Raw genomic sequence first — 10,438 nt, 5'->3', positions numbered from 1 at the left:
GCTATCTGCTGTCCACGCGCAGAGAGCCGCTCGGTGAGCATTGTCACAGCAAAGTCCAGCCGAAGCCGCGTCATCGCTGAGGCTCCAATGAACGTCAGCCAGACTGTCGCATAAACGGCCGACTCATCAATCCAGTAGATTGGCAGACCCGCATACCGGGTTGTGACATTGATCAAAATCAGCAGGGTCAGGATGCCCATAAAGCTCATGATCGCGACGCGCTCAATGGCGAGCAGTCCATTAGAGAGGGCAACGACGGCGCGTACCGGCCAAGGCGGCATGTGGGAGCTGGGCAATGGCTCACATGCCGGTAATATATTCGGTTCAATCACTCGCACAGCTCCATTGCCAGCCAACTGAAAGCATACCGTATACAATCTACGGATCAACCAAGATGTAGGGCATTTCTCCCCTCAATCTCGTAGGGATCGTCCTAATAGGGCCGTTGACACTCGGAGGTGGAGTTGCTCAAGCAGCCTCAAAACCACGGCCTCGCGCTCATGGAAGTCAAGAATTGAAAAAGGCCCACTGTCGAGTGGGCCTCTTACATATCACTTAGGCGGCGTATTTCTGCACGGTACCGGACTGTCTGCTCCACTCCGCATACCATGCGTCGAAGAGCTTGAGTTGGGCCTCAGCATAGCCCCGCTGACTATCCGAGAGCGCATCGGTTTCGTTGAAATGAAGCGCGTATTCCGGGTTACCCTTCAGCACCATCAGATGCTTATAGTACAATACCAGATCAGGCCCCTCGTCGAAGGAGGATAGAACGTGCAGCGCCTCCTCCAGCTCCTTCGCCCGCTGGCGAGCCTCGGCATCGCCTTTCGCAGCCGCCTGGGCAAGGGCGCAAAGGTGCAGCACCTCGCGGGGCAGCACGTTGCCAATGCCGGTGATCGCACCGGTGGCACCGCAATTCACGAAGCCGTGGAACACAGCAGTATCGACACCCACCATTAGCGTCACGCCGTCGCCCTGGCTGGTGATGTGCTCGGCCGCATAGGTCAGGGCCTCGGCACCGCCGAATTCCTTGAAACCGATCAGGTTCGAATGCTCGGCGCGAAGAGCAAAAAACAGATCACCGCGGGTCGCGAAGCCGTAATAGGGGCTGTTGTAGATCACTGCTGGCAAATCGGGAGCGGCAGCGAGGATCGCCTTGAAGTGGTGGCGTTGCGCGGTGAGCGACGACCCGCGGGAGAGGACGCGCGGAATCACCATCAGACCCTGAGCGCCAACCCTCTGTGCGTGCGCGGCGTGGGCCACTGCGGCGGTGGTGTTGACAGCTCCGGTTCCGACGATGACCGGCACACCGGCCTTCACCAGGCGCTCCACACCTTCCATGCGCTGCTCGTCGGTCAGGAGCGGCCAATCGCCCATCGAGCCGCAGTAGACAACCGCAGACATGCCGGCCGCGATCAGCTCCTCCCCTTTGCGCACGAGAGCGTCGAAGTCGGGGCTGCGATCAGCCTTGCAAGGCGTCATAAGCGCCGGGATGCAGCCAGAAAAAATCTTGGGTTCCACGCGGTCCTCCTTCAGAAGCCAGTCTTTCTACCCGCATAGCCAATGCGCGCGATTCTAAAAATTGGTTGAAAGTTGGGTCGATTGGCGATTTTATACAATCTACACAACCTCGAGTCGACACTCGTGGCAGTAGCGGCAGCACAATAGTCTTGATACGGTCGTCACTACCTGCCGCAATCCGCCGCGCCCCGGAGAGCTCAATGCGCACCTCAAAGGTCGTTCATGTCGTCAGCTGCCATGCGGAAGGAGAGGTGGGCGACGTGATCGTCGGCGGCGTCGCGCCGCCACCAGGCGACACGATCTGGGAGCAGTCCCGGTTTATCGCCGGGGATGAGACCCTGCGCAACTTCGTCCTGAACGAGCCGCGCGGCGGTGTCTTCCGGCACGTGAATCTTCTCGTGCCGCCGAAGAACCCGCGGGCGCAGATGGGCTGGATCATCATGGAGCCCGCTGATACTCCGCCCATGTCGGGCTCCAACTCCATCTGCGTGTCCACCGTCCTGCTCGACACCGGCATCATCCCGATGCAGGAGCCGGAAACCCGGCTCACTCTCGAAGCCCCAGGCGGTCTCGTCGAGGTCACGGCAACCTGCCGAGCCGGCAAAGCGGAGCGGATCACAGTCCGCAATGTGCCCTCCTTTGCCGACAAGCTCGACGTGAAACTTGAAGTCCAGGGCGTTGGCACACTCGCCGTGGACACGGCCTATGGCGGCGACAGCTTCGTGATCACGGATGCGACGGCGCTCGGCTTCGCGATCCGCCCCGATGAAGCAAAGGATTTGGCGGAGATCGGAATCAAGATCACCCGAGCGGCCAACGAGCAGATCGGCTTCAGACATCCCGAGCTCCCGGGCTGGGATCACATTTCCTTCTGCCAGATCGCTGCGCCGCTCGCCGAACGAGACGGCGTTCCGCACGGCGCCAACGCCGTGGTGGTCCGTCCCGGCAAGATCGACCGTTCGCCGACCGGCACGGGCTGCTCGGCCCGCATGGCGGTGCTTCACGCGCGCGGCATCCTGAAGGTCGGCGACAGCTTCGTGGGCCGCTCGATCATCGATTCGGAATTCATCTGCGCCATCGAGGGCGAGGTGACGGTGGGTGGCAGGCCCGGCATCATCCCGTTGATCTCCGGACGCGCTTGGATCACTGGCACCCATCAGCACATGCTCGATCCCGACGATCCGTGGCCGGATGGTTACCGGCTGTCGGATACCTGGCCGCAGATATAGACCTGACGAGACCGCTATTTGATATTTGGAAGCCTCGGACGCAAACGGACTTGGACGAATGAGTGAAGAAGTTACCCTCCCGCTGGACGAGGTTAGGCGGATCAGCATCGACGTTCTCAAGGCAGGCGGTCTTTCCGACGACCATGCGCATGCCATCGCGGAGGTCGTCTATGCGGGCCAGCGCGACGAGTGCCACTCCCACGGCCTGTACCGGCTTCTCGGCTGCGTGCGTTCCGTGAAGGAAGGCAAGGTCAACCCGAACGCGGTGCCGGACGTGGTGGACCACGCGCCCGCTGTCGTGCGTGTCGATGCTCATTTCGGGTTCTCTCCGCTAGCCTTTGAGCGCGGCAAGCCGATGCTCGTCGAGAAAGCCCGCCGGATGGGCCTCGCCGCTATGGCGATCAACAACTGCTATCATTTCTCCGCTCTCTGGCCAGAGGTGGAGGCGATCAGTGCGGAGGGCCTTGTGGCACTCGCCATGACCCCGAGCCACAGCTGGGTTGCGCCTGCAGGTGGGAACAAGCCCGTGTTCGGCACGAACCCGATCGCGTTCGCTTGGCCGCGCCCCGATGGACCGCCCTTCGTGTTCGACTTCGCCACCAGCGCCATTGCCCGGGGCGAGATCGAGCTGCACCGGCGCGCGGGCAAGCCATTCCTACCGGCTGGGCCATAGACAGCGAAGGCAATCCCACTAACGATCCGACGGCCGCTCTGGCCGGTGCCATGCTGACCTTCGGTGGCCACAAGGGTTCTGCCCTCTCGGCCATGATCGAGTTGATGGCGGGCCCTCTGATCGGCGACATGACGAGTGCGGAATCCATGGCCTTCGATGAAGAGGTCGGCGCCGCCCCTTGCCACGGCGAGTTGATCCTGGCCTTCGATCCAAAGGTTTTTCTTGGTGCCGATGCCGCGCAGCACGTATCCCGGGCCGAGAAGATGTTCGAGTCGATCATTGGCCAAGGTGCGCGACTGCCCTCACAGCGCCGCTATGAGGCCCGTGAGCGCAGCAAGGTGAATGGCGTTCGCATCCCCAACGCACTCTATGATGACCTGCAGGCTCTCCTGCCGCGTTGATAAGTGGAGCCGTCATGAGCGAAGTTGTCTTCTCCGGCGCTGCCCTCGTTCATGGCGAGGCTGCGGGCGAGATTATCGCCAGCGATGTGGAGTTGAGCTTCTGGGGCGGCGTCGATCCGGGCACGGGCGAGGTGATCGACCGGCATCATCCGCTGAGCGGCCAGATCCTCACAGGCAAGATTCTTGTCATTCCGGGTGGACGTGGCTCCTGCTCGGGAAGCGGCGTGATCCTGGAGCTTCTTCTCACGGGAAAGGGACCCGTAGCCATAGTGACCGAGCGTGAGGACGATATTCTCGCTCTCGGTGTTGTCATTGCAGAAGAGGTCTTCGGCAAATCCATTCCCGTCGTCGTACTCAACCCAAGGGATTTCCGTCAGGTAGCCACAGCGCGCTATGCGCGTGTTGACGGCGATTGCGTCGTATGCGGCGACGATCCTGTTGCACTAGGGGCGCTTCCGCTTGCGGGGAGAGAACCAGCCAGCAAAGTTTCTGACCTGAAGCTGGGCAGAGCGGATCAGGCATATCTGGATGGCACCCATGGCAAGGCCGCGCGGGTAGCCATGAAGGTGATTCTGCGCATGGCTCATCTGCAAGGCGCCAATCAGCTGATCGACATCGCGCAGGCGCATATCGACGGCTGCGTCTATACTGGTCACGGGTCGCTGAGGTTCGCGCAGCAGTTGCGGGATTGGGGTGGGAAAGTTGCTGTGCCGACGACGCTGAACTCAATTTCCATCGATCACCGCCGCTGGCGTACACAGGGCGTTGATCCTGCCTTTGGAGAGCCGGCGAGTCAGTTGGGTGACGCGTATGTTGATATGGGCGCGCGGCCCACATTCACGTGTGCGCCCTATCTCCTCGAATCTGTACCGCAAAAGGGCGAGCAGATCGTCTGGGCTGAGTCCAATGCTGTCGTCTTTGCCAACAGCGTGCTCGGCGCGCGGACGATGAAATATCCAGATTTTCTCGACATCTGCATTGCGCTCACGGGCCGCGCACCACTGGCTGGATGTCATATTGAGAGCGGCCGGAGTGCGGCTCTCCAGATCAACGTGCCGAGGCTCAAGTATGTTGACGACGCGTTTTACCCGCTGCTCGGCTATCATGTCGGCCTCGTGGCCGCGAACCGGATTCCTGTCCTGACTGGGCTCGAACAGGCTGCGCCCTCACAGGATGATCTCAAGGCCTTTGGGGCCGCGTTCGCGACCACCTCAAGCGCGCCCATGTTCCACATTCTAGGCGTGACACCCGAGGCAGTGACATTGAACGACGCTACCGGCGGGACAAGCGTTCCGACTGTCGAGATTTCCATTGAGGATCTGCTTCAGAGTTGGCGCGAGCTCGACAGCGCTCCCGGCTTATCGATCGATCTCGTATCGCTCGGCAATCCGCATTTCTCCTTCAGCGAATGCGAAAAGCTCGCCGCCCTCTGCCGCGGTCGCACGAAGCATAAGGACATAACAGTTATCGTGACCTGCGGGCGCGCCACGCACGACAAGATACGGGAAGCCGGGATCCTGTCGGAGCTCGAGCGCTTCGGGGTTCAGTTCATCACGGATACCTGCTGGTGCATGATCACCGAGCCGGTCGTTCCACCGACAGCTGGAACGATCATGACCAATTCCGGCAAGTACGCCCATTATGGCCCGGGCCTCACGGGACGAGGCTTCCATTTCGGAAGCCTCGCGGCTTGTGTCGAGGCGGCCTGCACTGGTGCCACAAGCGCTGAGCCTCCGCCTTGGCTTCGAGATAATTGAACCGTGCGAAGACGGCGGAAGCTCAGTGCAGCTGAGCAATCAGATGGTGGCGGGCGGTAAGCCGCTGCCTGCTTACCCCACAGCCTCCGGAACCATCGACCTCGGCTGGCATATTCATTCACTCGGGCGATGGGAGTTGTGGGGGCTGATGCGCAGCGCGGCTTTTACTCCATCATGAAGCAGATAGGCTTAACCGATCGTCCGATGCGCTAGCATAATGCTACCTATTTGGCCGGATGGACGCCCCGAAGGCGGATCATGCCGTCGGGATAGGGTTTGAAGTCCGCGACACGGTTCGACACTACGTAAATGAGAGGCGAATAATAGGTGTAGATGATCGGCAAATCGCTCTGCAGGATTCCCATCGCCTGGTTGTAGAGGCTCTTACGTGCCTCAACGTCCGGCGTGAGCCGCGCATCGTTCAGCAGGCGGTCCACCTCCGGGTTGCAGTACTTGGAGTCGTTCTGGGTTCCTTTGCAGGTCACAAACTGATGGATATTCCCATCGGGATCGATCCGGCCCGACCAGCCGCTCAAGGAGGCCTGGAAGTTTCCTTTCTGCATTTCTGCGAGCATGGCAGAAAATTCCATCGGCCGTAGGCTGATCTTAAACCCGGCCTCGCCGGCCATTGCCTGAATCATCTCAGCCAACGAAGCCGTGATGGTCGTATTGCCAAAAGACAGCTCGAAGGCGACTTCGGGCTGCTTGGCTTGAGCCAGCAGAGCCTTAGCCTTTGCCACATCGCGGGTCGTAGCCGGATACTGCTTGTCAAAATAGGGACTGGCTGGCGGGAATGGGTGCTGTGCAGGATTATAGAGCCCATGGCCAATAACTTCATTGATGACGTCACGGCCGATGGCTGCCTGGAAGGCCCCCCGCACGAGCTTATCTTTGCCCAAGGGACCGTCGGCCCGAGGACCAGCGCCCACGTTGATTACGATGTTCTGGAATCCGAGCCCTGACAGGACGAGGAACTTCAGGTTCTTGTCAGCTTTTACCGCCTCGGCATCAGACGGATTCAGACGCTCCACAAGTTCGAGATCACCAGATCGAAGATTGGCGAGGCGCACGGTGGTGTCCGGGATCGGACGGAAGACCACCCGGTCATACTGATAATCCTTGGCGTCCCGGTAATCTGCAAACCTTTCCAGTACGATCCTGTCGTTCTGGACGCGCTCCACGAAACGGTACGGTCCGGAGCATATCGGCTTACGGCCCACATCCTCACTGTTGAACGTCGCCGGTGAGAGCATCATGCCTGCGCGATCACTCAATTGTGCTAACAGCGTCGCGTCCGGCTGCTTCAGGGACAGCACGACGGTCGATGGATCAATAACCTCCACTCGGTCAATGGATCCCAACTCCCCCTTGCGTAGGCTGTCCGGCAACGTCAAAGCCCGGTCCAAGTTCGCTTTGACAGCCGCCGCGTCAAACTTTGTGCCATCGTGAAACTGTACGTCAGTGCGCAACTTGAACGTCAGTGTCTTGTTGTCGGGGCTCCATGACCATGAGCTCGCAAGCTGTGGAGCGATCTCCAGCTTGTCCGTGACATCAACAAGCTTGTCGCAAAGCGAGGTGAAAACCATGCGCCCCACTGTGGTTCGGGCACGATGAGGATCAAGGGGATCTGCATCTTCCTGCACCCCAATCCTAAAATCGGCTGCCAAGGTTATCGGACTTGTGAAAATACCGACTGCCAGAATGGCTAAGAATCCGCTGCGCATCACCACCACTCCAGTGTCCTTCATCCCATGAAATTCAACAGTCACGTCGGGCCTCAACCTTGTTTACGGCCAGATAAGAAGGGGACGCTGCGGGAGACCAGCGTCGGTAAGCGTGACTACTCTCAAGAAACCTTTACTCTCCGTAGAGAATAGTATGGCCTGAAACTCATGCCAACCGGAGTTAGAGTGCTCAACCTCGACGCAGTTCTAGATCAAAGTCAATGCAGACCTAGAAACTTCGCCCTCATACTCGTCTGACGGAGTCGATCGGGAGCGGGTTGGACAACTGATCGGTCGCATCCTCCGCCTGAGCAAATATCGTGCGGACGACATCCATCCCTTCCACAATCTGACCGAAAGCAGCGAAGCCTTGTCCATCCGGGTTGCGGCGCCCGCCAAAATCCAGGTCAGGCTGGTCTCCGATGCAGATGAAGAATGCAGATCCCGCGGTTCCAGGTGCGAGGCGCGCCATCGACAAGGTTCCATCGAGGTGGCGCAGCCCTGTTGCAGCGGTGGTCTCGTGAGCGATTGGCGGAAGGGGGTCTGCTTCTTGTGCACTGGATCTGGGTAGTCCGAACTGGACCACCTCGATCTTTGCCGGAACCGTGTCAGGCTGATTGGCAAGAGTGACAATGCGGTAGATCGACGAATTGGCGAGGAGGCCCTTCTCGACCCGGGTGAGTAGATTGGCTGTGGAGATAGGCGCTTCCCTTTCGAACAACTGCGCCACAAAACGGCCGTACCTCGTCTCAAAGGCGACCTTGGGGTTACTATCTGCCGGTGTCGTATGAGCCATTGTAGAGCTTATTCCTTAGGACGTTGTACTCCTTCCTAGAGAGTGAGAGTAACAGCTGCTCTCAGGCCGAGCTACTATGGAATGCTACGTTACTAAGAGGGCTTTGAACTGCCGTGACCTAATGATGTCATGCGAGAGCGACATCTTCGCAAAACGATGGTCATCAGGTTCTTTGGCAGGAGCTCCGTACCCAGTGCCATGGGTGGCGACCATCTCGTGACAAAACTTCCAAGGTGGTTCAAGGTGGAAGTACGCGCCCTTTGTCCGCTGCGCAGGCTCGGCCCTCCGCGGGGCGGTGACCGTCCGAGTTCGAAATCGAGCAGAATTGGCTGTCGCGCTCCTAGAGGGGATCAGATTATCCGTGTTGCGTTTTGGTCGGCCGCTGAGCGGGGATCGTGCGGCCTCGGCTTCCTGTCTGCACCTCACGCCACCCAAGGATGTTCGCCTGTACTGTCTCGCCAGTCGTCCCGTTCCGCCACTCGCCGTTTGTGCGCTCACACGAGAATGGAAGGATGTATGTTCCAACATGATCCTCAGCCAAAACCTGCACCGGCAGCCCAGAGTCGGGATATCCGTCAGTTAGGAAATCCTTTAGTCGAGCATTTCGTGTCACCATGCACTCGTTCCAACCAATGATGATGCGCCCGTAAATCAGTCTGGCGCTGCTAGCGAGAGAAGCCAATTGCATCTACCGGGCTCTACCCTGCGGTGCGCTTAGGCTGATCCATTCATAATGGAAACTAGGCTTACGGCCTTCCCTGCCCGGAGAGCCATCCCTGCATGGACAAGGGAGTTGTTCCGCCTCACCAAGACCGACTTTCTAATGGCCGCCAAGAATTTAGGCTGAATATCCACGGCAGTTCTTGGATCTGTTCATAGATCTTAACGACCCTTCCTGGTCTGTCTCAGAATCATAATGCGGCACCGCGAATCGAGCCTCGCTCCGAATACTACGTACATTCGAATCAAGTGCGTAACTTCGAATCGCCCGGAACCGGGCTTTTACATGCGAATTGACTCGGCCTTTTTAGCTAAATGATTCTAGCTAAAGAAGTTTCCCACCGCTGAATCGATCTATTGTGAATGGATTCTTGACGCGCGACTCCACAGCCAACTCAGAATCGGGCATTTCTCGATACGTCACAGGTGCAATGGGTGGAGTGCCATGCCTGACGTGAAGGGTATCGAGCGGGTTCAACGCTTCCGTAAGGCTCGCCGTGAACGCGGCGACCGGGAGCTGAACGTCTGGATACCTGGGCTCCTGGGGGCTGCAATCGACCAAGCTGTCGAGAGTGGCCAGTTCAAGACACGTCAGGAGGTCATCACCCATGCTCTTGAGACCATGTTCGCCCAGAAGGATCGAAATGTCGTGACGTAAACCAGGCAAAGCAAAAGGCCCACGAAGCTGGAAACTTCGAGGGCCTTTGGAGCTACCCGCGAGGGGCGGCGTAAAGAATGTGTCGCAACATCCTTATGCCATCCCGACAAACTGAATGTCAAGAGCATCGGTTTCGGTGAACGCTTCCGCTTTGCCCTCAACATGGAGGGTACGATGCAACTGGCATCGTCAGGAGGCCGGCGGCTGAGACATGCTGCTCTGGTCGCGAGAGAGCTTGCGCTCGAAGATGGGCGCACGGTAGCGCGAAAAGAACTATCTGCGGCAGCCCGGGACGCTGCCAAAGCCCTGGAATTGCGGAACGGACCCCGGTCGGTCCTCTCCGAGCTCGTCGCCTGCTGGGGCGAGCAGGAGTGGGAGCGGCTGCTGGTCTGGCCGTCCAACGACTATCTGGTCAATCGCACAGGGCTGTCCGAGCGCGGCATCCGTAAAGCATTCCGTGTCCTCATCGACCAGCAACTGATCGTCCCAAAGGAATCCCCCAACGGGAAGCGCTACGCTGTCAAGGATTTAGCCGGCGAGGTTGTTGACGCCTTTGGCTTCGATCTGACGCCCGTCTACGCGAGGCGAGGGGAGTGGGCCGAGCGCCTGATCGAGCAGAAGCAAGCCCGGGAAGCCCGCAAGCGCACCTTCGACGAGATCACGATCGCCAGACGAGCCGCCCAGGAAGCGCTCGGGAGCCTGTCGCGGGAGTATCCTGATCTAGATCGCTCCGACCTTGAGAACCGACTTCAGGGGCTACTGGCTCGGACGCCTTTGCGCAGCACGAAGGTCATGGCGGTCGACATGCTGGACGAGTGGAAAACTCTGAGGAGCGCGTGCGAGGAAGCTTATTATAAAGCAGGCTATGCCGGAACTCAGTGCCGTCACACTAATAACAACAACGGATCTCCTAGTGAGCCTTGTAACAAGAGCTTTCCGAAGAAAGCTGAGGCGGTTCGTTC

Annotated in this window: 8 protein-coding genes and 1 pseudogene; 5 read left to right on the top strand and 4 right to left on the bottom strand. The window is 59.1% G+C overall.

Annotated elements, in window-relative coordinates:
• Together JQC81_RS30990 and JQC81_RS30985 are read right to left on the bottom strand one after the other, a co-directional pair.
• The coding region (locus JQC81_RS30990) for a TRAP transporter small permease (RefSeq protein WP_203275620.1) at positions 1 to 281 on the bottom strand (281 nt) is incomplete at its 3' end.
• Between the two features lie 274 nt (positions 282 to 555).
• A complete protein-coding gene (locus JQC81_RS30985) occupies positions 556 to 1,518 on the bottom strand; it encodes a dihydrodipicolinate synthase family protein (protein ID WP_203275618.1) in 963 nt (320 codons plus the stop codon).
• Between the two features lie 200 nt (positions 1,519 to 1,718).
• Between JQC81_RS30985 and JQC81_RS30980 the strand changes: the two genes are divergently transcribed.
• From JQC81_RS30980 to lhpI, 3 genes and pseudogenes are all read left to right on the top strand, one after another.
• Positions 1,719 to 2,747 (top strand): trans-3-hydroxy-L-proline dehydratase, encoded by a 1,029-nt coding sequence (locus tag JQC81_RS30980; protein WP_203275617.1) that lies wholly within the window; start codon positions 1,719 to 1,721, stop codon positions 2,745 to 2,747.
• 58 nt (positions 2,748 to 2,805) lie between these two features.
• Positions 2,806 to 3,821, top strand: a pseudogene (locus JQC81_RS34555) (Ldh family oxidoreductase).
• Between the two features lie 14 nt (positions 3,822 to 3,835).
• A complete protein-coding gene (lhpI, locus tag JQC81_RS30970; protein ID WP_203275616.1) occupies positions 3,836 to 5,578 on the top strand; it encodes a cis-3-hydroxy-L-proline dehydratase in 1,743 nt (580 codons plus the stop codon).
• A gap of 224 nt (positions 5,579 to 5,802) precedes the next feature.
• Here the strand turns inward: lhpI and JQC81_RS30965 are convergent, their stop codons facing one another.
• Together JQC81_RS30965 and JQC81_RS30960 are read right to left on the bottom strand one after the other, a co-directional pair.
• Positions 5,803 to 7,302 (bottom strand): ABC transporter substrate-binding protein, encoded by a 1,500-nt coding sequence (locus JQC81_RS30965; RefSeq protein WP_203275619.1) that lies wholly within the window; start codon positions 7,300 to 7,302, stop codon positions 5,803 to 5,805.
• A gap of 244 nt (positions 7,303 to 7,546) precedes the next feature.
• Positions 7,547 to 8,098, bottom strand: coding sequence for a peptidylprolyl isomerase (locus JQC81_RS30960; protein ID WP_203275615.1), 552 nt, complete (start codon positions 8,096 to 8,098; stop codon positions 7,547 to 7,549).
• 1,165 nt (positions 8,099 to 9,263) lie between these two features.
• On the opposite strand from JQC81_RS30960, the gene JQC81_RS30955 reads away from it, so the two are divergent.
• Together JQC81_RS30955 and JQC81_RS30950 are read left to right on the top strand one after the other, a co-directional pair.
• The gene (locus JQC81_RS30955; RefSeq protein WP_203275621.1) at positions 9,264 to 9,476 is read left to right on the top strand and encodes a hypothetical protein; all 213 of its coding nucleotides are present in this window, start codon (positions 9,264 to 9,266) and stop codon (positions 9,474 to 9,476) included.
• Between the two features lie 174 nt (positions 9,477 to 9,650).
• A partial coding sequence (locus JQC81_RS30950) for a helix-turn-helix domain-containing protein (RefSeq protein WP_203275614.1) occupies positions 9,651 to 10,438 on the top strand: 788 nt, incomplete at its 3' end.

The sequence above is a fragment of the Microvirga arabica genome, from assembly GCF_016811235.1.
Taxonomy (GTDB): Bacteria; Pseudomonadota; Alphaproteobacteria; order Rhizobiales; family Beijerinckiaceae; genus Microvirga; species Microvirga arabica.
Note: the sequence above shows the minus strand (reverse complement) of the source record. Positions and strands in the feature narration are given on the sequence as shown.